The following is a 26,006-nucleotide window of genomic DNA, read 5'->3' as shown; positions in this document are numbered from 1 at the left end:
TGGTAATTCTCTCGATGTCGAGACATCGACCAGTCCCCCAGCCTACTACCTCGGCCTAAGCCGCCTGCGTCCTCGGTGCCCGCCGATTGCGCAAGCCCGACGAGGTTCTAGGCTTTCGCTATGCCCGACTTCCCCGAACCGCGCGACGCCGTCGTCGCCGCAGCCCTCGAGCTCTTCCAGGCCCAGGGATTCGATCAGACCTCCGTGGAGCAGATCGCGAAGGCCGCCGGCGTCTCGCGATCGACGTTCTTCCGTCAGTTCGGCGGCAAGGAGGACGTGGTCTTCGCCGACCACGAGGTGCTTCTCGAACAGCTGCGCGAATTCCTCGCCGCGGGACACGACGATCCCTGGGGCGCCGTGTGCGCTGCATCCGAATCCGTGTTCACCCACTTCGCCAACGACCCCCAGCTCGCCCGGCGCCGCTATCAGGTGGTCCGAGAGGTGCCGGTCCTGCGCGAGCGCGAGATCATCACGGTGTTCCGCTACGAGCGCCTGTTCGACGACTATCTGCGCGGCGCTCTCCCCGGCGTCGCCCCGTTGGATGCCGTCGGCTTCGCGGCTCTGGTCACCGCCGTGCACAATCATGTTCTGCGGCAGTTGCTGCGCGGCACGAAGAAAGTGCCGCTGTCGACCCTGCAGGCGGCACTGGCTGATGTCCGCCGCCGATACGGCGTCGCGGAGGATGCTGCCGACCGCGCGCCCGACGACGTCGTGGTCGCCGTGTTCCCGCGGTCGATGCCGGCGGCGGAACTGACCCGCCGACTTCAGATCGAACTCACCTGACGGCGTCCGGGGCTCGCCCCCGTCGCTTTCCACCCGTCGCGACTTCGCGGCGCACCTCGTCGCGCAGCTTTCCCTGACCGCGAGGATCCGGGGCGGCAGCGAGGAGGAGACGCGTGTACTCGTGCTGCGGGTCCAGGATGACCTGGTCGGACGGTCCCCGCTCGACGATGTTGCCGCGGAGCATCACGATGATCTCGTCGCTGAAGTGACGTGCGGTCGCGAGATCGTGGGTGATGTAGAGCACGCCGAGGTCGTCCTCGCGCTGCAGGCGAGCGAGAAGATTGAGCACCGACAACCTGATCGAGACGTCCAGCATCGAGACCGGTTCGTCCGCGATCAGGAATCGCGCCCCCGGAGCGAGCGCCCGGGCGATCGCGACGCGTTGTCGCTGTCCTCCGGACATCTCGTGCGGCTTCTTTGCGGCGAACACCTCGGCAGGAGTGAGGTTCACGCGCTCGAGAAGCTCGTGCACCCGTTCCCTGGTCTCTCGCGCGCCGGTGGTGACGCCGTGGAGTCGGAGAGGTCGTTCGAGATGGTGCTCGACGCTGTGAAAAGGGTTCAGGGAGGCGAACGGATCCTGGAACACCATCTGCACCTGGTGCCGGTACGCGCCCAGTGCCCGCCCCGCCGTCGCGCTGGAGACATCGTCGAGCAGGATCTCGCCGGACGTCGGCTTCTCCAGCTTCGCGATCATTCGTGCGACGGTGGATTTGCCGGAGCCGGATTCGCCGACGATCGCCACCGTCTTGCCGGGCTCGAGGCGGAAGCTGATGTCGTTGGCCGCGCGCAGCGTGGAGCGCTTCCATCCGTTTCGGACCACGAAGTCCTTGGTGAGGTTGCGGACTTCCAGGGCGCTCATGCGTCTTCCCTCTCCCCTGCCGGGCTTCCGGTTCGGACGAAGTCGCCGCGCTCCCCGGTGAGGCTGGGGAACGAGGCGAGCAGGCGTCGCGTGTACGGATGCCGAGGCGACTCGTACAACGCTTCGGCGGTGTCCAATTCGATGATCTCGCCACGGAGCATGACAGCGATCCGGTCGCTGATCTCCAGAAGGAGCGGAAGGTCGTGGGTGATGAAGATCACGGCGAAGTCGAACTGCTCCCGCAGCCGCATCACCTCGCGCAGGATGCCGCGCTGCACCACGACGTCCAGGGCCGTCGTCGGTTCGTCCATGATCATCACCTGCGGCTGCAGCGCGAGGGCCATGGCGATCATCACCCGCTGCCGCATCCCGCCGGAGAGTTCGTGCGCGAAGCTGTCCAGCCTGTCCGGGTCGACCCCGACGAGGCTCAACAGCTCGCGGCTGCGCTCGCGCTTCTCGGTCTTCGTCATCCCCGGACGGTGCGTGGTGAGGACGTCGAACAGCTGCGCACGAATGCTGATGACCGGGTTCAGCGAGTTCATCGCCCCCTGGAACACCATCGAGATCTTGTCCCAGTGGAAGCGCCGCAGCCCGTCACCGCTCAGCGCGACGACGTCGATGTCCTTGCCGGACTCGTCGTGGAAGACGACCTCGCCCTCGCGCATCAGGGCCGGTGGCTTCAGCAGCTTGTTCAGGCCGTACGCAAAGGTGGTCTTCCCACAGCCCGATTCACCGGCAAGGCCCAGGATCTCCCCGCGGTGCAGCGTGAGGGACACGTTCTTCACGGCCTCGACGGGCGGGTCGACCTCGTACTCGATCGACACGTTCCGAGCGGTCAGCACCGGGGTGAGTCCGGAGACGTAGTGCGCGTGCTCCGGGCTGCTCAGCGGGAGGGCGACAGTGTGTGCCGAGACGGTCATACGACTACCTTCTTCTTCTCGTCGTCGAGGATGACCCCGTCGGCGTCCACCGTGTGCTTGGACGTGACCTGGCGGCCCGCCTTCCGGGCCTTGCGCATGCTGCGCTGCGCGGCCGGTGCCAGGCGCAGTCGCGGATTGATGTATTCATCGATGCTGAAGTTGATCAGAGACAGCCCGCATCCGAGGAGGGCGATCAGAGCACCGGGAGGCACGAACCACCACCAGGCGCCGCTGGACAGTGCGGTGCCCAGTTGGGCCTCGTTCAGCATCGTGCCCCAGGTGATCGATCCCACCGGTCCGAGGCCCAGATAGGAGAGCCCCGCCTCGCCGAGGATCCCGAGGATCACCGCGAAGAGGAACTGCGCCGACAGCAGCGGCAGCAGGTTGGGGAGGATCTCCACCAGGATGATCCGCCAGGTCTTCTCGCCGGCGACACGCGCCGCTGCCACGTAGTCGCGGCTCCGCAAGGATTTGGCCTGCGATCTGAGCACCACCGCCGACCCTGCCCACCCCGTCAGTCCGAGGACCAGAGCGACGAGCAGGAGCGTGCGCGACGGCACGTAGCTGGCGATGACGATGATGAGGGGCAGCCCGGGGATGACGAGCATGATGTTGGTGACCAGGGAGAGCACCTCGTCGGTCCATCCGCCCACATATCCGGCGATGATGCCGAAGGCGAGCGACAGCACCACGGCGATGACACCCGCGATGATGCCGACCATGAGCGATCCGCGTGCGCCGTAGGCGAGCTGAGCGAGCACGTCGTACCCCAGCTGAGTGGTGCCCAGCAGATGGTCGGGGCCGGGCGGCATCATCGCCGGGTTGCCGGAGAACTTCGGGTCCTGGACGAAGAACGGTCCGATGAGCCCGAACAGGACGATGCCGAAGGTCAGGACGAGTCCCACGATGAGTTTCGGTGACGCGGGCGGAAGGACGGCGGCGATCGTCTTCCGCCGCGTCCCTTCCCGTGTCGCCATCGCTGCCGTGTCCGCGAAGGCGACCGTGGCCGGAGCCTCCTCGACGGCGAGGCCGTCTGCACCGGTGTCACCGCGGGGAGCCGCGGCCTGAATCGATTCGGCGAGCTCGCGCTCGCGGATGCTCTCATCCATTGTGACGCGTCCTCGGGTCGATGAAGCCGTAGACCAGATCCATGATGAAGTTGGCTGCCAGCACGGTGACGGTGATGATGAGGAAGATCCCCTGCATCAGCGCGTAGTCGTTGTTCTGCACCGCCTGGATCAGGAGCTTGCCGATGCCGGGGTACGAGAAGACCTGCTCCATCACGATCGAGCCGGCGACCACGAACCCGAGCGAGATGCCGAAACCGGCGATGGACGGCAGGATCGCGTTGCGCGCGGCGTACGTGAGCAGCACGCGCGAATTGCGCAGCCCTTTGGCCTCGGCTGTGGTGACATAGTCGTCCGACAGGGTTGACACCATCATGTTCCGCATTCCGAGCAGCCACCCGCCGAACGAGGAGAGCACGATCGTGAGCGCCGGCAACGTGCCGTAGTAGAGCACCGAGCCGACGAACGCCCAGGACCATTCCGGGCCGCTGGTGAACTCCAACCCGTAGGCGTGGATCCGCGGGAACCAGCTGTTCTGCACCGAGAAGAAGTACACCAGCAGCAAGGCGAGCCAGAAGTAGGGCACGGACTGCAGCAGCGTGGAAGCGGGGATCAACCCGTCGACCCAGGTGCCGCGCTTCGCTCCGATCCAGATGCCACCCGCGATCCCGACGAGGAACGCGAGCAGGGTGGAGATCCCGACCAGTCCGATGGTCCAGGGCAGCGACTCGCTGATGAGGGTCGCGACCGACACCGGGTACTGGGTGACCGACACTCCCAGATCGCCACTGAAGATGCGCCCGAGATACGTGACGTACTGGGTTCCCAGCGGTTCGCCGGTGTCCGATCCGAGGAGGAGCCTGATGGACTGCTCCACCGCCGGCGGGATGTCCCGCCCGACCCGAGCCAGCTTCGCGAGCATGATGTCGGCAGGGTCGCCCGGCATCAGCCGGGGAATGAAGAAGTTGAGGGTCAGCGCAGCCCACAGAGTCACCGCGTAGAACGCGATGCGCCGTGCGTAGTACTTCATCGACTGCCCCTCTCATACATCGGAACTCCTCCTCGGAACGGCACCGTCGACTACTTCCCGGCCGGCTTCAGGTTCTGCAGGATGTAGGCCATGTCCAGCGCGGATCCGGTCTGCTGGTAGGCGTAGAGGTTGTCCTCTGTCGGCCAGCCCTCGAAGTCGGTGTCGTTGAAGAACGTCTGCGCGGCGTTCATGTTGACCGGGATGTAGGGCAGGTCGCGGACGATCTCCGTCTGGATCGCGTCGTAGGCCTCGGCCTTCACCGCTTCATCATCCGTGGCGGATGCCCGAGCCACGGCCTCGTCCACGACCGGATTGGAGTAGCGGGTGAAGTTGAAGTGGCTGGGGTCGAGTTGCTCGCCGACCGGTGCGGTGAACTCCGTGGTGAGGAAGTCGTTGTAGATCTGCCACGGGTCTGCGAGCGACGTGGTCTTCATGAAGCCCAGCATCAGCTCGAACTGTCCGGTCTGCCGGCCGTCGGAGAACTCCTGCCAGGAGAAGGTCCCGGCGGTGATCTTGATCCCGGCTGCGGCCGCCTGCTCCTCGATCAGCTTCCCGGCGTTGTTGTAGTCGGTCCACCCGTCGACCGAGTTCATGGTCAACTCGACCGGCACGCCGTCCTTCTCATAGATGCCGTCGCCGTTCTTGGAGTAGCCCGCGGCCTCGAGCACTTCCCCTGCCGCTTCGGGGTCCGCGGTCTGCGGGTCCTCATGCGGCTGCCCCTCGCCGATCCACTCGTCGTCGCGCCCGAGGAGCGCGAGCGTGGGGGACATCGGGGTGGTCAGACCGACGAATGCCTTCTCGGTGATGGTCTCCCGATCGATCGCCAGATAGATCGCTTCGCGCACGGCAGGATCGGTCTGCGGACCGGTGCAGCCCAGATCGGCGTTAGCGCAGGTGTAGAGGACGGTCGGGTCGGAAGGCAGGACCATGTAGCCCATTCCGCCGTCGACGAGGGACTGGTAGTTGGCGCTGAAGATCGAGGTGTAGTCGATCTCGCCGGCGGCGATGAGATCCTCCGCGGCCTGGTTCCCGTCGATGGCGAGGTAGCGGACGGTCTCGAGCGCGGGCGGGGCCCAGTACTCTTCGTTCGCGGTGAAGGTGTACGCACCACCGGAGATCTCGTCGACGACGTATGGCCCGGTGCCCACCGGATCCTCGTTGACTCCGGCCGTGGGGTCCTCGTTCCCCTCCCAGATGTGCTTCGGGAGGACGAGGGCGGTGCCGAGAAGCCCGACGACGTTGACGAACTGCGGGTCGCTGAAGGTCAGCTTCACGGTGTCCTCATCGACGGCGACGGCATCCGTGAGGGTTTCGGGTCGGGCGACCTCGTACGTGAACGTGAAGACGACGTCGTCCACCGTCACCGGCTCGCCGTCGTTCCACTTCGCGTCGTCGCGGATGTCGATCGTGAGTTCGCGACCGTCCTCGCTGAACTCGTACGCGGTGCCCAGGAGTGGCTTCGCGTCTTCGGAGCTCATCCGGTTGAAGTGGAAGAGCGGCTGGTAGACGAGGCCCGTCGTGCCCGCGAGCGGGCTGGGTGAGAAGGGGTTGAAGTTCGCCACGACCGGCGTCTGCGCGCCGGCGAAGACGGTCAGGGTCTTCTCCGTGCCGGCTTCATCGCCGGACGGGGACGAGCAACCGGTGGCGATGATCGCGAGCCCGGAAGCGAATCCGACTGCGGCCAGGATGCGGTGTCGACGTGTATAGCGGAGCATCTTCGTCCTTTCGTTGTTGTCGTTCGATCAGTGCTGAACGGTCGCAGCGACGTGTCGCTCCGACCGGGGTACGCCGCTCTTCACGCGGACCAGGGAGGCACGTGCGCGCTCCTCGGCAGCGGAGCGGGCGGCGGGGTCGAGAGGAAGCTCGTCCAGAGCGAGCAGTATGGATCCCATCAGCGGAGAGAGCTCAGGAATCGTGACGTGCGCGAGCGGATGAGTGGCCGCGATGCCGCGTCGGACCGCCTGGCTGAGCAGCGGATAGTCCGCCGCCAGCACGCCGCCGCCGAGAACGACATCCGCCTCGACGTCTGCAAGCCCCACCCGGTCCAGGGCGATGGTCGCCATGGAGACGACCTCGTGCGCCTGACGGGCGACGACGTCACCGGCGATCTCGTCGCCCCGCTGGGCGGCGTCGAACAGCACCGGCACGATCTCGTGCAGTCGTTTCTGGTCGATGTCTCCGAGGTGCATCCCTTCGGAGACATCGAGAGTCGTCGCTCGCGCGAAGTGCCGAGCGATCATCGGGCTGAGCATCGTCGCCGGCCCGCGCCCGTCTTCCGAGCGAGCGGCATGGAACATGGCTGCGAGGGAGAGGTCGAAGCCCCCACCCCAGTCGCCGGTGATGGTGCCGATCGCGGGGAACCGGGCGACCTCGCCGTTCCGGCCGAGCCCGACGCAATTGATCCCGGCCCCGCAGACCACCGCGACGCCCACGCGATCGTCGACCCCGGAGCGCAGCAGCGCGAGCGTGTCGTTCCCGACCTCCACGCCCTCGGTGATGCCCCAGGAGAGGATGCGGTCACGCAGGACCTGCTCCTCGATCGCGAAATCCGCGTTCGCCACGTACGCACCGATGGCGACGACGTCCGGCTCTCCCGCGGTCGCGAGGGCCTCGATGACGGCGCCGTGCAGTTCTCTCTCCGCCGCGTCGATTCCGATAGCGTGCGGTCGGTGTCCGCCCGATCGCGCAACGCTGAGGACTTCGCCGTCGATCCGGACGACGGCGACATCCGTCTTCGAGTTCCCGCCGTCCACGGCGATCACCGCTGCGTCCGGGTGCGGAGTCATCGTGCCCACGGGAGGAACGCTGCGTTCTCGGCGATCAATCGATCCGACAGCTTCTCGGCGAGATCCCATTGCCCGACGAGCGGGTGCGCGAGCAGAGCGTCCGTGATGCGATCACGGCCGCCGTGCACGGCGGCATCCAGCGCCAACTGCTCGTAGGCCGCCACGTGCGCGATCAACCCGGCGAACCGCGGCTCGACGGGCGCCTGAGGCAGGGGCTGTGCGCCCCCGGCGGTGATGACGGCCGGAGTCTCGATCACGAAATCGTCGGGCAGGAAAGGGATCGTCCCTCGATTGAGGGTGTTGACGACCTGCACGTCTCCGCGATCGGAGACCAGGGATGCCACGAGGTGCACGGCGGCTTCCGAGTAGAACTCGCCCCCACGGTTGGACAGCAGCGCCGGCTTCTCGTCGACCGCAGGGTCGGCGTACAGCTCGAGCAGCGTGGCCTCCATCTCGGCAACCTGCTCCGCTCGCGTGGGGCTCCCCAGCTGCTCCTCCACCACCGCGTCGTGCTGGTAGAAGTAGCGCAGGTAGTAGGACGGGATCGCTTCCAGACGCCGGAGGAGCTCGACGGGCTGGCGCATGCGAGCGGCCAGCGCCTCTCCGCTGTCGACGAGGAGGGACGGCAGCAGATCCGTGCCCGGGCGGGGCGATGCCATGGTGGGCGTCGCCGACTCACCGACCTCGAGCAGTCGCACACCGCGCTCCCACGTGAGGTGGTTGAGGCCCAGATGGTCCAGGGCGATACGCTCGGGCGGCACACCGAGCAGGCCCGAGAAGTACCGCTGCAGTCCGATCGCCACGTTGCAGAGACCGATCGCCTTATGCCCGTGCGAGAGCAGGGCGCGGGTCACGATGCCCACCGGGTTGGTGAAGTCGATGATCCAGGCGTCCGGGTTCACGGCACGGACCTTGTCGGCGATGTCGAGCACGACCGGGACGGTGCGGACCGCCTTGGCGAGCCCGCCCGCACCGGTGGTCTCCTGACCGAGGCACCCGCACTCGAGCGGCCAGCTCTCGTCGCGGTGGCGGGTTTGCTGACCGCCCACACGGAGCTGGAGGAGCACCGCGATCGCGCCTTCGGCAGCGGCGGCGACGTCGTCGGTCTCGGTGACCACGGCAGGGTGGCCCTGTTTGGCCAGCATCCGACGCGCGACCCCCGCGAGGAGCTGTCGACGGCCCTGATGCGGGTCGACCAGCACGATCTCGGTGAGGGGCAGCGTCTCGCGCAGCCGAGCGAACCCGTCGATGAGTTCCGGCGTGTACGTGGATCCGCCGCCGACGACGACAATTTTCATGTGCTGACTCCCAGGTCGCTGCTCTCAGATGCGCACGCATCGACAACCGCGAGGGGCCGTCCTGCCGTGCTTTCTGATGAGAGTATGCGACTCAAGGATTTGTGTAAAGAGTCTTTCCGAGTTTCTCGTCAAAGATTTTCCGACGCGCACCTCGGACTGCGATGGAACGCGCACCCTGAACCGTTCCGACGCGGCCGAGAGTGCTCGGGATCACATCGACCGGCCAGGGCACCAGATCGGCGAGACGCTCCTCGAGCGCGGGCCGGCCGACATCCATCGCCGCACCCACCCCGCCCACCAGCACGATCGTCTCGACATCCACGACGGCGACCAGGCTCGCGCAGAGCGCGGCCACCCGCGCCGCCGTCTCGTCCACCACGACCCGGCCGAAGCCATCGCCCGCCGCAGCCGCCTCGAAGACCCCAGGCAGGTCGTCGGGTGCGGTGAGAGTCGATGCCTCGACGAGGGCGCCACCGGCACGCCACAGGTCTGCCGCATAGGCCGCCATGGCCTGGCTGCTCGGATCGTCGAGAATCGGACCTCGTGCGGATCGCCGGAACAGCAGGTCGAGCTCACCCGCGCTTCCGCGCCCACCGCGGTGGACGCGTCCGCCGAGAACCAAGGCGGCACCGACACCGGCTCCGACGGAGATCATGGCGAAGTCGTCGACGTCTCTGCACGCTCCGTACTGCCGCTCGGCCAGCGCGGCGGCGTTGACGTCGTTCTCCACGAAGACGGGCGTTCCCAGCAACTGGCTGAGGTCGTCGGCCAGTGCTGAGCCGTTCAGACCCTCGAACCCACCGGCCAATTCGATGCGGCCGGTCACCGGATGCACCACACCGGGGATGCCGATGCCGATGGCTCGGATATCTCCCACTTCCACGCCCGCTTGACGGCACACCTCGGTGCGCAGGCGGAGAATCGTGACGATGATGCCGGCGAGGGTGAGGTCGCCGGCGGGTTCCTGCGCCTCGGCCAGCAGCTGGTCATCGAGTCCGGCGAGTTGCGCGCGGATGAAGCGGGTTCCGACGTCGAGCCCCAGCACCGGCAGCGAGCGCCCCGCGGCTTGAAACAGCTCGGCGCCGTACTTCGACACAGCTCCGGACGACACCGGCTCCACCAGCCCGGCCTCGATGAGCGAGGTCAGAGCCGCCGAGACGGTGGGCTTCGTCAGGCCGATCGCTTTCGCGACGGCCGTGCGTGTCGACGGCGACTCGCGATAGAGCTCCTCGAGGACGAGAAGCTCGTTCGACCGCCGCATGTCCTTCAGGCCCGTCGGCCTCGCTGTACTGTGCTCCACGTCCCCATCCTGACAGAGGGTCGCGGTCACGGGCCGCTGATCTCCGTCGACACGCGAGCGGAGCGAGATTTACCTGCAAGAGTCTTTACAGTCCACCGAATGTCACGGCTCACGGCAGAGAGGACGGACGTCAGATGGGTGAAACCCAGTATCGGAGAGTACGATACTTGGTGCCACCGAAGGAGTCCCGATGAGCCCTGAATCCTCTCCCCTGCCCGGCCTGAGCGTCGCCGGCTACGACACCACCTCTCGCCGCGACAGCGACTACTACGAGGTGTTCCGTGGCATCCCCGCCGCCGACCGCGATGCGTGGGATCGTGCCAAGGCCTACGTCGACGAGGTCGGCCCTCGGATGGTCGACGCCTGGGACCGCGCCGAGTACCCGCTCGACGTCGCTCGCCGAATGGGCGAGATGGATCTCGTCGTCGACGGCATCGATCACCCTGCGCTCACCCGCCTCTCCCCGCTTGCCGCCGGGCTGGTCAACATGGAGGTCTCCCGCGGCGACGGATCCCTCGGCACGATGCTCGCCGTTCAGGGCGGACTCGCTCTGCGCACACTCGCTTTGTTCGGCAGCCCCGAGCAGCAGGAGCGGTGGTTGCGCCCCCTCGCCGAGGCGTCGGTGCTCGGCTCGTTCGCGCTCACGGAGCCCGACCACGGCTCGGACTCGGTGTCGCTCGAGACGACCGCGCGACGCGACGGCGACAGCTGGGTCATCCGCGGCGCCAAGAAGTGGATCGGCAATGGCGCGTCCGGTGGCATCACGTTCGTCTGGGCGCGAGTACAGGACGAGGGCGCCGACGATCACGGTGCCGTCCGCTGCTTCCTCGTCGAGCAGGACACCCCCGGCTACGACGCTTCCGTCATCCGCGGCAAGGCGTCGCTGCGCGCCATCCACCAGGCGCTCATCCGCTTCGATGACGTTCGCGTGCCGGCAGATGCCCTCCTCCCGGGGGCGAAGAGCTTCCGCGACGCCTCGACGGTTCTGTACGCGACCCGCTCCGGAGTGGCGTGGTCCGCACTCGGTCACGCGACCGCCTGCTACGAGGCAGCGCTGGCGTATGCGATGGAGCGCATCCAGTTCGGCAAGCCGCTGGCGAAGTTCCAGATGGTGCAGGAACGTCTGACGCACATGCTCGAAGACCTCACCGCGATGCAGCTGTACTGCCGCCGCCTCGCCGACCTGGAGACCGCCGGTGACCTCCGCGCGACCCAGGCGTCACTGGCGAAGTTCCACAACACGCGCGCGGCGCGCCGGGTGGCTTCGACGGCGCGCGACCTGCTCGGCGGCAACGGCATCCTGCTCGAGAACGGCGTGATGCAGCACATGGCGGACATCGAGGCCATCCACACCTACGAGGGGACAGAGAGCGTGCAGGCGCTGCTGCTCGGCCGCGACATCACCGGGATGAGCGCGTTCGCCTGATCGGGCTCGCGTCAGCTGCAGCCGCAGGACCCGGCGGGTGTACGCACCATGAAGCACACGTCACAGACGCCGTAGTCGCGATCTTCGACGGGTGTCGGTGGACGCTCACCTCGAGGAGCGGCAACGCGAGGGGTCGCGCGCTTGACGACGCGCGGCCGGGTGAGCGCGATGAACTCGGTCGGGTGGCTGACGTAGAAGTACGGCGGGCGCCCTTCGCTCGGCTGCAGACGCAGCGGAGCGGAGCCGACGACGACGCGCTCGTCTTCGGTGAAGCCGTTCGTGTACGTACGGCCGATATGAAGGGAAGCACCCTCCCCACGACGGATGGCCTCGATGTAGCGACCGCGATCGATCAACGAACTGATTCCCACCGCGTCGACGATGGCCGTGATGAACGCGTAGTTGGAGAGATCGATGCGGTGCGCGCGCAGCGCTTCAGGGAGCGAACGGTATGGACGGGACGTGCCTGCGGGGGTCGGCCCCTGTACTTCTTTCATCCTCTCCAGGATCGCACGTCTGGCCGCCCACTTCGACCGCTTCCGTCGTAGGGGCGTGTAAGACTGGGTCCATGGCACGGGCGACGATCATCGGCTCCGGTCCGAACGGGCTCGCTTCGGCTGTCGCGCTCGCACGCGCCGGCTACGAAGTTCACGTGCGTGAAGCCGCCGATACGATCGGCGGCGGCGTCCGCACGGCCGAGTCCACACTCCCCGGTTTCCGGCACGATGTGTGCTCGACCGTGCACCCTGCAGCCCTCGCCTCCCCGTTCTTCCGCGCCTTCGGACTCGACGAGCGGATCGAGTGGATCCATCCGGAGATCTCCTTCGCCCACCCGCTCGACGGCGGACGCGCGGCGATCGCCTGGCGCGACATCGAGCGCACCGCTGCCGGGCTCGGGGTCGACGGTGCGGCATGGCTCTCGCGCCTGCGCCCGCTCAGCACCCACATCGACGGTCTCACCGATTTCACCGGGAATCAGCTGCTGCGAGTCCCTCGTGATCCGATCACGGCGGCACGATACGCGATACGGATGCTGGATCAGGGCACGCCCCTCGCCGAACGTGCCTTCCTCACCGATGCGGCGGCTGCCCTCATGTCCGGCGTCGTGGCCCACGCCAACTCCCCGCAGCCCTCGCTGGCCGGAGCCGCGGCAGGGCTCCTCCTCGGTGCGCTCGCGCATGCCGGCGGCTGGCCGTATCCGCGTGGCGGCGCGCAGCCGATCGCCGACGCCATGATCGCCGACCTCGAAGCGCACGGGGGCACGCTGGAAGCCGGCGCGCGCGTCGACGACCTGGGCGCGCTGGACTGGGGGGACGCCGCCCGCGGAGACATCCTGGTATTGAACACCTCTCCGCGACTCGCGCTCACCCACCCCGATGTGCCGGCCGGATACGCGCGCGCCATCTCCTCCTACCGTTATGGGGCGGCGGCGGCGAAGGTCGACTTCGCCCTCGACGGCCCGATCCCGTGGACCAACCCCACCGTCCGACAGGCGGCCACAGTGCACATCGGCGGCACGCGAGCCGAGATCTGGGCGAGCGAGAACGCCGTCGCCGCCGGCCGCGTCAGTGAGCGTCCCTACGTCCTCGCCGTGCAGCCCACGGTTCACGACGACACGCGAGCACCCGAGGGTAAAGCAGTGCTGTGGGCATACATCCACGTGCCGAACGGCTCGGACCTCGATCCGACCGAGCTCATCACTGCACAGGTGGAGCGCTTCGCGCCGGGGTTCCGAGATCTCATCCTCGCTCATCACGCGGTGCCCGCATCGTCTCGGGAGGCGGTCAATCCCGCGGAGATCGGTGGCGACATCTCGGGCGGGGTGTTCGACATGCGGCAGGCGCTCCGGCGGCCGACGCTCTCTCCCGCCCCATGGCGTACGCCGATGCGCGGGGTCTACATCGCCTCCGCCTCGACGCCGCCGGGGCCCGCGGTCAACGGCATGGCGGGGTGGCATGCCGCTCACACCGCTCTTCGCGACGCCGGAGCGCCCGCCGAGCTCGACGACCTGTTCGGCTGAGTCCGCCCTTCCGCGCGGCGACCGCCCCCGCCAGGATGGGATCATGCGCTACGACATCCCCGCACCGATGCTCGCCAAGGCCGCGGCCGCCGTGCCGGACCCGGCGAAGACTCCCGGAGGCCTGCTGTACGAGCCGAAATGGGATGGTTTCCGAGGCCTCATCGCCTGGGACGGCGATGAGGTCGAGATAGGGTCTCGGGGCGCGAAGCCGCTCACCCGCTACTTCCCCGAGCTCGTCGAGGCAATCCCTCAGCTCCTGCCAGGACCGTGCCTGCTGGACGGTGAGATCGTCGTCGCCACCGGTCCTGCGGGCGCGCAACGACTCGACTGGGAGGCGCTGAGTCAGCGCATTCACCCGGCCGCCTCCCGCGTCGCGCGTCTCGCCGCCGAGACCCCCGCGATGTTCATCGCCTTCGATCTCCTCGCGTACGGCGACGACGATCTCCTCACCCAGTCATTCGAAACCCGGCGGGCACGTCTCGAATCGGTCATGGAACCGGTGGAGCACCCTCTGCACATCACCCGCACGACCCGGGATCGCGAGGCCGCCGTCCGCTGGCTCGAGGAGTTCGAAGGCGCGGGGCTCGACGGCGTCGTGGCCAAGCCCCTCGACCAGCCGTACGCCCCGGGCAAGCGCACCCTGATCAAGATCAAGCACGCGCGGACGGCCGATGTCGTCGCCCTCGGCTATCGGGTCCACAAGTCGGGCTCCGGCGTGGGGTCCCTCCTCGTCGGTCTGTACGACGCCGACGGCACGCTGCGCCAGGTCGGCGGAGTCGCCGCCTGGAGCGACAGACGACGTCAGCAACTCGTCGAGGAACTCGCACCGCTCGTGGAGCGGGATGACAGCGGAGCCGCCGTGACGGGAGAGAGCGAGCGCTCGCGTTTCAGCGGAGCCAAAGACGTCTCATTCGTGCGCCTTCGACCTGAGCGGGTGCTCGAAGTTCGCTACGACCAGCTCGAAGGAGCGCGATTCCGTCATACCGTGCAGTTCGAGCGTTGGCGCCCCGATCGTGATGCACGCTCGTGCACGTACGACCAGCTCGACACCGTGTCCGGCTACGACCTCGGCGCGGTCCTGGCCTGACAGCGGTCCTGGCTGACAGCGGTCAGTCCTTGTCGGCGGGGCTGCCGTCTTCGTCCCAGTTCCCGGCGACCTTCTTGCTCGGCTGCACGCGGGGCGGCTCGCCCGGCATCTTCGGAAATTCCGGCGGGAACGACAGCTCGCCCAAGCCGTCGGCCTTGTCCCGCTCCCACCACTCCAGGAGCGTGTCGATACGGCCGGGAGATCGCTGCATATCGGCCCACGGGTCGCCGATGTCCAGGAGCCGCTCCGGGATGCTGCGCACCGTGAAGACCGTCGGATCGAGGCCGTCCAGCTCGTCCCACTCCACCGGCGTCGAGACGGTGGCACCGGGAAGGGCACGCGGACTGTAGGCACCGGCCATCGTGCGGTCACGGTTGGCCTGGTTGAAGTCGACGAAGATCCGCTCTCCGCGTTCCTCCTTCCACCAGTTCACGGTCACCTGCTTCGGCATCCGACGTTCCAGTTCACGCCCGGCGGCGATCACCGCATGCCGGACGTCGAGGAACTCGTGCGTCGGCTCGATCGGCGCGAAGATGTGCAAGCCGCGGTTGCCGCTCGTCTTCGCGTACGCCTCCAGCCCCGCTTCCCGCAGCACCTCGCGCAGCATGTGAGCCGCGGGCACAGCATCCGCGAAGTCCGTGCCCGGCTGCGGGTCGAGGTCGATGCGCAGCTCGACCGGATTGTCCGAATCGGTCGCCAGCGACGCCCACGGATGGAACACGATCGTGTTCATCTGCACCGCCCACACGATCGCGCTCGTCCTGTTGAGCACGATCTGCGGATGCTGACGGCCGCTGTTGTACGTGACGGTCACGGCGCCGACGAAGTCAGGGGTGCCCTTGGGCGGATTCTTCGAGAAGAAACCCTCCGCTCGCGGTCCTTTCGACCGGCCGACCCCGTCGCGGAACCGTTCGAGCGACACGGGCCGGTTTCCGTTGGCTGCGAGGAACGGCTCGGAGACGAGCTGTGCATACTCGGCGAGCTCCGCCTTCGTGATGCCGAGGTCGGGCCACACCACTCGGTTCGGGCTGGAGAGCGCCACCTCGCGCTCTCCGTCGGAGTCGGCGACGGTCAGGGTCACGCGTTCGGAAGCCATGCTCCGACCCTAAGGTGCCGACGGTTTCGGCGGAAGCCCGGGCTCCGGCTCAGTCGTCGATGTCCACCGCGAGCACGAGCACCGGTTCCAGCGCGTCACGTTCGACGATGATCGAGGGGCCTGCCGAGTCGAGGATGACGCCTGCCATGTTCGCATGGCTCGAGAGCACCTTCGCCAGCTGCACCGGTTCGAACGGGAGGGGGCGGTCCCCGCGCCCGAGGGCCAGAACCTCGAGCGGGTGCGAGAACAGCTGCAGGAACCGCTTGCCGTCGGTGGTCTGCGCCTCGGCGATGCCGACCTGGCCGGTGTCGGCCCCGTCGTTCACGGCCACCCACATCCGCTTCTGCGCGAGCACCTGGCCGAGCTTGACGGCCGTGTCCTGCTCGCGTGGCGTGGCCAGGATCGTCTTGACGGTCATGTCGACGTCCGCCTGTTCCAGCGCCTTCTCCAGCAGCTCTGTGGGGAAGACGACCCGGTTCGGCGCGGAGGCGTTGTCGACGATGAGGCCGGCGAAATCCCCCGACACCACCTGCTGCAGCACGGAGGTGACGGGCTGGGCCACGGCCGAGGTGGCAGTGGGGTCGGACTCCCGCTGCACGGACGCGCGCACGGCGGCCGCGGAACTGAACGCGAGCATGAACTGGCGTCCGTCGTCGTCTCGGACGACTGCGACCGAAAGCGGCTTTCCTTCGCTGATCTGCGCGCGCGCATCGCCGTTGACGCGGATGTAGAGGTGACCCTGTAGAGCTTGGCGCAGCACGCCGAGCAGCTGTTCGTTCGTCGCGCTCGCCTCGATCTCTTTCAGAGTCTCACGCAGCAGAACGTTGTCCTTCATGCCCGCGACGGTCTCCGTCTGCTCGGGCGGCAGGATCGGGCCGAGAGGCAGGCGCCGCTCCGTCTGTTCCGGCTGCAGCGGCGCGGGCTGCGGCGCCGCCGGGCGAGCAGCGGCTGCCGTGGCGGGCGCCGGAGCATCAGGGTCAGGAAGGGTGACTTCGGGGCCCGCGTCTTCTCCGACGCCGCGGAAGGCCTGCACCGAGATGCCGACGGAGGGGGCCGTCTCTACGGCCTCTGCCGCGGGGCCCTGCTCGGAAGCAGCGCCCACAGTCGTGTCGGCGGCCTGTGCGACAGCGTCGTCATCGGACTTCTTGCGGCGGGAGAAGAGAGCCATATCAGTCAGCCTAGCCCGCGCGACACAACCCCTGCCGCGCGGACCGCGCTAGATCTTCTCGATCGGAGCGACCTTGATGAGGAGCTTCTTCTGGCCCGCGGAATCGAAGCGCACGTGCGCGATGCGCTTGGCGCCTTCACCGGTCACAGCGTCCACGCGGCCCTCACCGAAATCGGAATGTCGGATGCGGTCGCCGGCCGTCAACTCGAGGTCGCCGTTGTCGTGCATCTTGGCAGTGACCCTGTTGGGGAACTTGTCCATCGCCGTGGACAGGGGCTTGAGCGAGTCTCGGCCTGGCAGCGCTTTCACACCGAACCGATCGCCCGAACCGCCCGAGCCCGCGAACCCGCCCTGTCGTCGCGCGTTCAACGCTCTCGACTGCATCCCGCCGCGAGAATTCACATCGCCGGGAGACTGCCGCCAGTCGATCAGTGCCGCCGGGATCTCCTGCAGGAATCGGCTGGGCATGGCGACGGTCACCTCGCCGAACTGCGCCCTCGTCATGGCGAGCGACAGATGCAGCCGCTTTCGTGCGCGGGTGATGCCGACGTAGAACAGTCGACGCTCCTCCTGCGGGCCCCCGGGTTCGCCCGCGGAGATCCGGTGCGGGATGAGATCTTCTTCGACTCCGGTGACGAAGACGGCATCGTATTCGAGGCCCTTGGCCGTGTGCATCGTCATCAGCGACACCGATCCGGACTCGTCATCGAGATCGTCGGCATCCGACACCAGTGCGACCTCCGTCAGGAAGTCGACGATCGTTCCGTCGGGGTTGTTTCTGGCGAAGTCACGGGCGACCGCGACGAACTCATCGAGGTTCTCGACGCGGGCTTCGTCTTGCGGATCGCGGCTGGCGCGCAGAGCGTCCAGGTAACCACTCTTGGACAGCAGCAGGCTGAGGCCGTCTGCCACGGTCGTGGGAGCCGGCACCTCGCCGGTCGCCGGAAGCATGATTGCCGTGGCCTCGGCGAGCACCGCATCGAGATGCGCGATCGCAGCTTGGATCTTGGGCCCCACGCCCAGCTGCCCCGGCATCGAGAGAGCATCGCGGAAGGTGATCTCGTGCTCTTCGGCGAACCGCGCGATCGCCGTCTCGGTGACGTCTCCGATACCCCGGCGCGGCTTGTTGAGGATGCGGCGCACCGACATCTCATCGGCAGGATTCGCGACGGCGACGAGATAGGCGAGGGCGTCTTTGATCTCCGCACGCTCGTAGAACTTCGTGCCGCCCATGATCTTGTACGGGACGGCTGAGCGGATGAAGATCTCTTCCAGCGCACGGGACTGCGAGTTGGTGCGGTAGAACACGGCCATCTCGGAGTACGGCATGCCAGCGCGATGCAACGCTTCGACCTCGTCGGCCACGAACTGCGCCTCATCGTGCTGCGAGTAGCCGGTGAACCCGATGATCGCATCGCCGTCGCCGCGATCACTCCAGAGCTTCTTGTCTTTGCGGTCGAAGTTGTTGCCGATGACGGCGTTCGCGGCCGACAGGATGTTCTGGGTCGAGCGATAGTTCTGCTCGAGCAGCACGACCCTGGCACCGGGGAAATCGCGTTCGAACTCGCTGATGTTGCGGATGTCGGCGCCGCGGAAGGCGTAGATCGACTGGTCGGAGTCGCCGACGACGGTGAGCGACGCCCCTGCCTCGCCCTCTGTCGCGCCGGTCGCGGGTTCCGGCTCGAAGATCATCATGCCGTTCGAGGCATAGGGATCGGAGTGCCCCGCGGACTCGCCGGAGACGGGCCTCGTCAGCTCGTGGATGAGTGCGTACTGCGCATGGTTGGTGTCCTGGTACTCGTCGACCAGGATGTGACGGAACCGGCGGCGGTACGTATCAGCCACCTGCGGGAAGGCGCGGAACAGATAGACGGTCTGGCCGATCAGGTCGTCGAAGTCGAAGGCGTTGGCACGCTGGAGCTGTCGCTGGTAGTCGGCGAAGAGTTCGACGAAGATGCGTTCGGCCGGGTCGCTCATGTTGGCCTGACGCGCGTATGACTCGGCGTCGGACAACTCGTTCTTCAGCTTCGAGATGCGCGACTGGACGGACGCCGGGGTGAGGCCGTAGGCATCGGCCTCATGCTGCTTGACCAGCCGTTTGATCAGAGCGCGCGAGTCGCCGGAGTCGTAGATGGTGAACGACTTGGTGAAACCGAACTGCTGGGCCTCGCGTCGCAGGATGCGCACGCACGCCGAGTGGAAGGTCGAGATCCACATGCCACGGGCGGCGTCGCCGATGAGCGCTTCGACGCGCTCACGCATCTCACCCGCGGCCTTGTTCGTGAAGGTGATCGCGAGGATCTGGCTCGGCCACGCCTCACGGCTCCGGAGGAGCGAGGCGATGCGTCGGGTGAGCACACTCGTCTTGCCGGAACCGGCGCCCGCGACGATGAGCAGCGCGGGCCCGCGATAGGTCACGGCCTCGAGCTGCTGAGGGTTGAGGCCGGCGAGGAGATCCTCCTGTCCCTGGGCCCCTGAAGAGCGAGGGCCGACGGTTCCGGGAACGATGAGAGGAGCTTCGGTCATGTCGTTATGAGTCTAGGCGGCGGCACCGACACCCGGGCACGGTGCCGTCGGCGGGCACGCCGACGGGGAGAGTGCGCGAACGGCCCCGCGCACTCCCCCGCGCCTCAGGCGGAGCGCCTGCGGCGGCTCACCGCGACGCTGCCGGCGGCCAGGAGTCCGAGGGCCAACGCGATCGCGGCGATCGGAAGCTCCGCCCCGGTGGCAGCGAGCCCGCCGCCACTGTCACCATCGTCGGCGCCGGCGCCGGCGCCGGGCAGCGGCGCCGCTCCTCCTGGTGCCTCGCCCGGGTTCTCGCCACCCGGGTTCTCCCCGCCGGGGTTCTCCCCGCCGGGGTTCTCCCCTGCGGCGCCCGGGAGGGTGCCGGTGCGCAGTGCCTCCGACGCGAAGCCATCGGCGAACCACCACACCGGCCGCTCACCGTCGACGGACAGCGAAGCCGGCGCCGTGGCGAATCCTTCGTTGTTGATGTCGGGCATGCCGGCGGGCCGATCGAAGTGCGCGACTCCGGGCTGGGCCGTGCCGTTGAGCGTGATCTCCGCAGAGCGACCCTGGCAGCCGTCGTCGCAGACAGCCCACAGGACACCGCGGACGCTGTCGTAGTCGAGTGCCATGACGCCGGCGAGCCCCGGCGCGATCTCCGACACCAGCGCGGCCGTACCGTTCTCTTCCAGCGCGAACGCGTAGACGTGACCGTTGTCCTCGACCGCGACGAAGAAGAGTCCGTCGCCATGACCGGCGTAGCCCGCCGGGTCGTACGCCGCGCCGGTGTTGTCATCGAACAGCTTTCCGGCGAGCGCCGTGTCCGGCACCCACTGAACCGCTTCCATGCCCAGGTTCGCCCCGACAGCCGGAAGCTGCGACGTCAGATCCCACTCCTGCTGCGCGACGAGGTCGCCGGCCGCAGCATCCGGGTCCACCTTCAGCAGGATGTTCTGATTCACACCCTTGTCGCTGTTGTCGCGTTCGGACGCCACGTAGACCGCGCCTGCACCGTCGACGGTGATTCCTTCGGTATCGGGACCCGCTGCTCCGGCATCCGCCGCATCCTTCTGGAATCGAACCCTCTTGCCCTCTTCCCAGCCGTCGATCATCTCGACCGAGCCGTCGGCGTGCGCCGCGAGCTTCCAGATGCGGCCCTCGCCGTTGTCGACGGCCCAGAGGAACGCGCCGTCCGCGGTCTCCTGCACGTCGAGCCCCGAGCTGTCCTCCAAGAACGTCGGCGTGGTGTCGAGCACGCGCACATCGGCAGAGCCCGGCCACGGTGCGACCTCGATCTGACCGGCGCAGATGTTCCGTGCACCCTTCGTCGGCTCCGCCGTCACCGCGAAGGTGCCCGTCACATCCGGGCAGCGTCCCCAGGTGACGGCCGCGTGACCCTCGCCCCAGGTGGTATCATCGATGAGCAGATCTCCGTCGAACAGCCGGACCGCGTCGCCGCCGCCGAGTCCGAAGCCGAGCTGGTCGCGCTCGATGACGAGGTAGCCGCCCGGCTCGATCATCGTGCTGGAGGGAATCGCGTACGCGTGGGAGTCGTCGTCATCCTTCACGACGATTCCGGACACGTCGAGAGCTGCGGTCGTCGGGTTCACGAGCTCGACCCAGTCATCGGGCGCCCCCCCGTCGGACTCCACCTCGTTGATGCGTACCGGGTTGCCGCAGGAGTTGCGCTCGCCCTTGGTCGAGACGGCGACATCGAGGAACTCGCCGGACCCGTCGGGACAACGTGCCCAGACGCCCTCGGCGTGCGCCGTGTAGACGTGCTCGTCGACCGTGTTGCCGTTGGTGTCGAGGATCGTCGCCGTGTCGCCGTCGCCGAGGCCGAAGGTGAAGGCGGCGGGCTGGTCGAAGACGAAGTACTCACCGGGTTCGAGCACCGTGCCTGCCGGCAGCGGAATGGTCTCGGCAGCGTGACCGTTCGGGTCGTTGTCCATCAGGGTCCAGCCGGTCAGGTCGACTGCCGTGGAGCCGGTGTTCTTCACCTCGACCCAATCGGTGGAGTCGCCGTTCGACTCGATCTCGTTGATGGCCACGTGCGGCATCACGCACGAGTTCGCCGCTCCCGGGGTGGCATTCGCGAGCAGGAAGGCACCCTCGCCGTCGGGGCACCGCGCCAGAGTGGCTGCCGCGAAGTCGCCGTCGATCGCCGCGTGCCCCTCCCACGGGAGAGTGTCATCGACCTGCGTGCCGGCCGCGTCGTAGAGACGGATGCGGTCAGTGCTGCCGATGCCGATCGCATCGCGGAACGCTCCCTCGGCGCCGCCGACCAGCCCGATGGTGCCCTCCTCCACGACGAGGAACCCGCCGGCATCGATCTGCGTCCCGGGGAGGAACCGCCAGCGGTGATCGTCGGAGTTGTCGCGGATCTCATACCCGGAGATGTCGAGCGTCGCATCGCCGGCGTTGTGGAACTCGACCCAGTCCGCAGGCTGCGAGTCGACCTCGTTGATCGCGATCGATCCGCCGACGGGGTCGACGGTGCAGTCGTTGGCGGCACCCGGCGTGGCCGCTGTGGCGTGTGCCCACTCGCCGGTGCCGTCGGGGCAGCGGGCCCAGACCGACAGCGGCGCAGTGTTCTCGTATGCGTACGCGTCGACCTCTGCGCCGGACGGATCGAACAGCACCACCTCATCGCCCTTGCCGAGCCCGAAGTCGAAATCCACATCCTTCACGAGGACGAGGAATTCACCGGGTGCGAGAGAAGCCCCTTCCGGTGCCGTTCCGAACGTGTCCCGCTTCTCGTCGGAGATGTACCACCCGGCGAGGTCCACGGCCTCCGTACCGGCATTGAAGATCTCGACCTGATCGGCGAGTCCGGTGGCAGCGTCGTCGTAGACGATCTCGTTGATCACGAGAGCGGGTGCCGCCGCGATCTCTTCGGTCGGGCGGATGCCGGAATCGGCGCCGGTGGCGGCGATCGGCGTGGCGAGCAGAGCAGCGGCGCTGAGTGCGCATGCTGCCGTGACCGCCGCTGCGAAGTGCAGGCGGGGCATAGAGGACTCCTGAATAGGGCTCAGACGGGTATGAGCCCAGACCAGCGATGCCGCGTGGCCGCTGAGGGTCTCTCTGGTGCACGGCGGGTGAACGGAAGGTGGCCGTTCTTCGCCGTCGAGGTCGACGAACGCTCAGGCGATGCGGGTGCCCGGTGGGAGGCGCTTGGCGGGCGTGCGTGTCCGAGCCCACGCGCCGGCGAACAGCGAACCCGCGACGACGATCTGCACGCCGAGCCCGATGAACCAGCTCGGCACGGTCGACTCGATGACCTCCTCCGCATTGGGGTTGAGGGAGGCCGGATCGCACTCGTCCCAGCGCTGCTCGAGCGGCGACTGCTGCGCACTGCGCACGCCGTATTTGATCTGTCCGAACAGGTCGACCGGGTACCCGTCCGGGGAGAACTCGGTCGGTGTCGCATCGGCGAGCACGACGAACGGGTTCGCGGCGAGCGCCCACCAGACGAGATCGAAGCGGGGCACTTCATAGGTCTGGGTATTCCAGTTCTCGCAGTCGACGTTGCCGAGGGAGTCGTAGGGGCGGCTGTAGCTCGTCGCCTCGCTGCGCACCGCCATGCCGCCGAGGCCGAAGAGGATGAGCGTGCCGATGACGAAGGCAGACACCACGAGATACGTCGACGCGACCGAGAACAGGGGGCGGGCGATGAGACCGCTCAGACCGACACCGATCGCGGCGACGATGACGATCTCCGCCGCCAGGACGAGCAGGGACACCAGCAGGACGAGTCCGTTCGCACCGCCACCGAGAAGGGAGAACGCGAGGAAGGGCAGCGCGACGACCAGGAACGCCCCACCTGTCGCGATCGCCGCCAGCAGCTTTCCGACCATGATGTCGCCGGTCGACGCAGCCGTGACCTGCACGGCGGCGAGGGTCGCCGCGTCCCTGTCCCCGTTGATCGCGTTGCCGCTCAGGGTCGGCGATACCAGCACCACCAGCAGCAGGACGACGTTGACGACGATGGAGTACACGCCCGCGCCGACGGCGTCACCCCAGGAGTACACCGCGAAAGCGAGACCGGTGACGCCCAGGAGCACGACCGCGAACACGCCGAGCAGGACGTACCACCCGACGCTGCGGAGCCGCTGCGTGAGTTCGAGTCGGACGATCGTGCCGATGTGCGTGAGACTCATGCGCCCGCCTCCGTTCCCGCGTGTGCTGTTCCCGGGGGTTCGGGCCGAAGTGGCGACACCGGGTGCTGCAGGTGGAGGAACGTGTGCTCCAGGTCGCTCTGGGCCGGGGCGAACTCCGCGACGGCGAGCCCGGCTTCCACGAGCACACGCAGCGACCGGGCCGCGCTCTCGTCGTCCGGAAATCCGACCAGCACGCCTCCGCGTTCGGAACGGAGCGTCTCGGGCGCCATGCCCAGCGTCGACGCGATCTGCCAGGTGTCCGTACTCATCCGCTCGGGTGACGCACCGGCGAGGCGCACCCGCCACCCGCGGACGGATGCCTGGGCAGGACCAGCGTCGACGACCGACCCCGCGACGAGGAAGACCGCATCGTCGACCACTTCTTCGAGTTCGGACAGGATGTGGCTGGAGATGAGGACGGTCCGTCCCTCGGCGGCGAACCGCCGCAGCAGCACTCGCAGGTCGACCCGCGCCTGCGGATCGAGCCCGGATGCCGGCTCGTCCAGCAGCAGCACCTGCGGGTCGTGCACGAGCGCCCTGGCGAGTCCGAGCTTCTGCTTCTGCCCGCGGGAGAGCACCTTCGCCGGTGAGTCGGCGAGGTCTGCGAGCCCGACCAGTGCGAGCAACTCCTGGGCCCGAGTCGCAGCATCCGACTGGGCGATGCCGTACAGCCGGGCCGTGGTGACGATGGTCTCGCGGGCCGTGAGCGAGGGCCAGGCTCCGAGAGCATCCGGCATCCATCCGAGCAGGCGGCGGGCAGCCAGCGCGTCGTTCGACGGGTCCACTCCCCCGATGCTGATCGTTCCGGTGTCCGGCGCGAGGAGCGACGCGAGCATGAGCAGCAGCGTGGTCTTGCCTGCGCCGTTGGGGCCGACGAGACCGGTGACCCGGCCGGGGTCCGCTCGGAAGGTCGCCGATCGCACGGCCTGAACGGCCCCGAACGCTCTGCTGACGTCTTGCACGACGATGCTCATCCGGTCAGTCTGGCATCGGCCTGCCACGATCGCCGGGAGCTCCGGGCGGATGCTCAGCCTGCTCCGGTTGCGGGTGACACAATCGCCTGATGCGCACGATCCTCAACATCATCTGGGTCATCCTGGCCGGCTGGGCCCTGTTCCTCGGGTACGTCCTCGCCGGCATCCTGCTGTGCATCCCGATCATCACGATCCCGTGGGCCATCGCCTCCTTCCGCATCGCGCGCTACGCCATCTGGCCGTTCGGACGCGAAGTGGTCAGCAGGCCGACCGCCGGAGTCGGTTCCTTCCTGGGGAACGTGCTCTGGGTCCTCCTCGCCGGGTGGTGGCTCGCAATCGGCCACATCGTGTCGGGCATCGCACTCTGCATCACGATCATCGGCATCCCGATGGGCATCGCCGATTTCAAGATGGTGCCGGTTTCGCTCATGCCGCTCGGCAAGGAGATCGTCTCCACCCGCCAGGGCGCGTTCGACCGCTCGCTCTGAGGCGAGGTCAGGACCGGAAGAAGCCCACACCCAGATCCGGGTGATCCACGAAGACGCCGTCCACCCCGGTTCGCGCGATCACACCCCACTCCGCCTCGTAGTCGCCGTACGCTCCCTTGCCGCCAGGACCACGGAACTCCGGCGAGAGGAACGCGTTCTCCGGGCGGCACGTCCACGTGAAGACCTGCAGGCCTCGGGCGTGCGCATCCGGGACGATCGTGTTCCCGCGGGCGAGCAGCATCCGCTTGTTCACGCTGATGCCGTTGACCGCGCCGACGAGTCCGTCGAGCCCCTCGGGCGTGACGGTCGCCGCGTAGGTGAGGGCTCGTTTACCCTCGGCGACCAGCAGGTCGTACGGGCGGCCGGAGGCTTCGATCAGGTAGATGTAGGACGCCGAGAGGCCGCGCTCGCGCAGCTGGCCGAGCACCGTCGACTCGAAGCACTCGATCACCAGCGGCAGCTCGCCGTCCGCCCAACCGGCCTCGCGCAGTTCGCGTTCGATCAGCGGGGCCAGGTCGAGGCCGATCCCGGCGAAGTATGTGGCGTGTTTGACCTCGAGCACCACACCGATCTCGCGACCGTGCTCGACCGAGCCGTCCCGGACAAGGTCGAGGACGTCGCGCAGCCGCAGGATCGCCTGCGCGCCATCGAAGCTCGCACTCGAGGCTCTGACCTCGGGCAACCGCTCCCGCCCTCGAAGGGTCGACAGCTCCGCCCAGGTGAAGTCCTCCGTGAACCAGCCGGTCAGGGCCTGGCCGTCGACGCGCTTGGTCGTCTTGCGGTCGGCGAACTCCGGATGCTCGGCGACATCGGTCGTGCCGGAGATCTCGTTCTCGTGGCGGACGACGAGCACCCCGTCCTTCGTGGCGACGACGTCGGGCTCCACCGCGTCGACACCCATCGCCAGGGCCATTTCGTACGACGAGCGGCTGTGCTCGGGGCGATAACCGGGCGCACCTCGATGGCCGATGACGAGGGGTGATTTCCTGGGCACGCTCTCAGCGTAGAACACGCCACTGTTATCATCGCGCCGGGTATC

21 protein-coding genes are annotated in these 26,006 nt (G+C 67.8%); 5 read left to right on the top strand and 16 right to left on the bottom strand.

Annotation, left to right across the window (positions count from 1 at the left end; genetic code table 11):
* Positions 1-120 precede the first annotated feature (120 nt).
* A complete protein-coding gene (locus D7252_RS10405; RefSeq protein ID WP_120775328.1) occupies positions 121-783 on the top strand; it encodes a TetR/AcrR family transcriptional regulator in 663 nt (220 codons plus the stop codon).
* Here the strand turns inward: D7252_RS10405 and D7252_RS10400 are convergent.
* The 8 genes from D7252_RS10400 to D7252_RS10365 all read right to left on the bottom strand — a co-directional run bounded on the left by D7252_RS10400 (position 776) and on the right by D7252_RS10365 (position 10,043).
* Positions 776-1,642 carry an ABC transporter ATP-binding protein gene (locus D7252_RS10400; RefSeq protein WP_120775327.1) on the bottom strand — a complete coding sequence of 289 codons (867 nt, stop codon included), beginning with the start codon at positions 1,640-1,642 and terminating at the stop codon, positions 776-778. The two genes, D7252_RS10405 and D7252_RS10400, sit on opposite strands and share 8 nt — an antisense overlap.
* On the bottom strand, positions 1,639-2,562 hold the full coding sequence (locus tag D7252_RS10395) for an ABC transporter ATP-binding protein (protein ID WP_120775326.1): 924 nt from the start codon (positions 2,560-2,562) through the stop codon (positions 1,639-1,641). Before D7252_RS10395 ends, D7252_RS10400 begins: the two co-directional genes overlap by 4 nt.
* Positions 2,559-3,671, bottom strand: coding sequence for an ABC transporter permease (locus D7252_RS10390; protein WP_308162485.1), 1,113 nt, complete (start codon positions 3,669-3,671; stop codon positions 2,559-2,561). The genes D7252_RS10395 and D7252_RS10390 overlap by 4 nt, the downstream gene beginning before the upstream one ends.
* Positions 3,664-4,659, bottom strand: a complete 996-nt coding sequence (locus tag D7252_RS10385; protein ID WP_120775325.1) for an ABC transporter permease — start codon at positions 4,657-4,659, stop codon at positions 3,664-3,666. The genes D7252_RS10390 and D7252_RS10385 overlap by 8 nt, the downstream gene beginning before the upstream one ends.
* A gap of 50 nt (positions 4,660-4,709) precedes the next feature.
* Positions 4,710-6,374, bottom strand: coding sequence for an ABC transporter substrate-binding protein (locus tag D7252_RS10380; RefSeq protein ID WP_120775324.1), 1,665 nt, complete (start codon positions 6,372-6,374; stop codon positions 4,710-4,712).
* 27 nt (positions 6,375-6,401) lie between these two features.
* Entirely contained in the window at positions 6,402-7,445 is a 1,044-nt protein-coding gene (locus D7252_RS10375) for an N-acetylglucosamine kinase (protein ID WP_120776906.1), read from the bottom strand.
* Positions 7,442-8,743: a 6-phospho-beta-glucosidase gene (locus tag D7252_RS10370; protein ID WP_120775323.1), complete on the bottom strand. Its 1,302-nt coding sequence runs from the start codon at positions 8,741-8,743 to the stop codon at positions 7,442-7,444. The genes D7252_RS10375 and D7252_RS10370 overlap by 4 nt, the downstream gene beginning before the upstream one ends.
* Before the next feature lie 91 nt (positions 8,744-8,834).
* Positions 8,835-10,043 carry an ROK family transcriptional regulator gene (locus D7252_RS10365; protein ID WP_147406727.1) on the bottom strand — a complete coding sequence of 403 codons (1,209 nt, stop codon included), beginning with the start codon at positions 10,041-10,043 and terminating at the stop codon, positions 8,835-8,837.
* Positions 10,044-10,233: 190 nt separating this feature from the next.
* Here D7252_RS10365 and D7252_RS10360 point away from each other — a divergent pair, with 190 nt between their 5' ends.
* Positions 10,234-11,469, top strand: a complete 1,236-nt coding sequence (locus D7252_RS10360; RefSeq protein ID WP_120775321.1) for an acyl-CoA dehydrogenase family protein — start codon at positions 10,234-10,236, stop codon at positions 11,467-11,469.
* Between the two features lie 11 nt (positions 11,470-11,480).
* Here the strand turns inward: D7252_RS10360 and D7252_RS10355 are convergent, their stop codons facing one another.
* Positions 11,481-11,966, bottom strand: a complete 486-nt coding sequence (locus D7252_RS10355) for a hypothetical protein (RefSeq protein WP_120775320.1) — start codon at positions 11,964-11,966, stop codon at positions 11,481-11,483.
* Positions 11,967-12,037: 71 nt separating this feature from the next.
* Here D7252_RS10355 and D7252_RS10350 point away from each other — a divergent pair, with 71 nt between their 5' ends.
* Entirely contained in the window at positions 12,038-13,489 is a 1,452-nt protein-coding gene (locus tag D7252_RS10350) for an NAD(P)/FAD-dependent oxidoreductase (protein ID WP_120775319.1), read from the top strand.
* A 43-nt stretch (positions 13,490-13,532) separates the two neighbouring features.
* On the top strand, positions 13,533-14,576 hold the full coding sequence (locus D7252_RS10345) for an ATP-dependent DNA ligase (RefSeq protein WP_120775318.1): 1,044 nt from the start codon (positions 13,533-13,535) through the stop codon (positions 14,574-14,576).
* A 22-nt stretch (positions 14,577-14,598) separates the two neighbouring features.
* Here D7252_RS10345 and ligD read toward each other — a convergent pair whose 3' ends face one another.
* From ligD to D7252_RS10315, 6 genes are all read right to left on the bottom strand, one after another.
* Positions 14,599-15,672, bottom strand: coding sequence for a non-homologous end-joining DNA ligase (gene ligD, locus D7252_RS10340; protein WP_120775317.1), 1,074 nt, complete (start codon positions 15,670-15,672; stop codon positions 14,599-14,601).
* Between the two features lie 49 nt (positions 15,673-15,721).
* Positions 15,722-16,840 (bottom strand): SseB family protein, encoded by a 1,119-nt coding sequence (locus D7252_RS10335; protein WP_120775316.1) that lies wholly within the window; start codon positions 16,838-16,840, stop codon positions 15,722-15,724.
* A gap of 48 nt (positions 16,841-16,888) precedes the next feature.
* Positions 16,889-19,366, bottom strand: a complete 2,478-nt coding sequence (locus D7252_RS10330) for an ATP-dependent helicase (protein ID WP_120775315.1) — start codon at positions 19,364-19,366, stop codon at positions 16,889-16,891.
* 104 nt (positions 19,367-19,470) lie between these two features.
* The gene (locus D7252_RS10325) at positions 19,471-22,356 is read right to left on the bottom strand and encodes a lamin tail domain-containing protein (RefSeq protein WP_120775314.1); all 2,886 of its coding nucleotides are present in this window, start codon (positions 22,354-22,356) and stop codon (positions 19,471-19,473) included.
* Between the two features lie 132 nt (positions 22,357-22,488).
* On the bottom strand, positions 22,489-23,505 hold the full coding sequence (locus D7252_RS10320; RefSeq protein ID WP_120775313.1) for an ABC transporter permease: 1,017 nt from the start codon (positions 23,503-23,505) through the stop codon (positions 22,489-22,491).
* A complete protein-coding gene (locus D7252_RS10315; protein ID WP_120775312.1) occupies positions 23,502-24,479 on the bottom strand; it encodes an ABC transporter ATP-binding protein in 978 nt (325 codons plus the stop codon). Before D7252_RS10315 ends, D7252_RS10320 begins: the two co-directional genes overlap by 4 nt.
* A gap of 89 nt (positions 24,480-24,568) precedes the next feature.
* On the opposite strand from D7252_RS10315, the gene D7252_RS10310 reads away from it, so the two are divergent.
* On the top strand, positions 24,569-24,967 hold the full coding sequence (locus tag D7252_RS10310) for a YccF domain-containing protein (RefSeq protein ID WP_120775311.1): 399 nt from the start codon (positions 24,569-24,571) through the stop codon (positions 24,965-24,967).
* A 7-nt stretch (positions 24,968-24,974) separates the two neighbouring features.
* On the opposite strand, the gene D7252_RS10305 is transcribed toward D7252_RS10310, so the two are convergent.
* Positions 24,975-25,961 carry a glycerophosphodiester phosphodiesterase family protein gene (locus tag D7252_RS10305; protein WP_120776905.1) on the bottom strand — a complete coding sequence of 329 codons (987 nt, stop codon included), beginning with the start codon at positions 25,959-25,961 and terminating at the stop codon, positions 24,975-24,977.
* Between the last annotated feature and the right edge of the window lie 45 nt (positions 25,962-26,006).

Source organism: Microbacterium sp. CGR2 (assembly GCF_003626735.1).
GTDB lineage: Bacteria > Actinomycetota > Actinomycetes > Actinomycetales > Microbacteriaceae > Microbacterium.
Note: the sequence above shows the minus strand (reverse complement) of the source record. Positions and strands in the feature narration are given on the sequence as shown.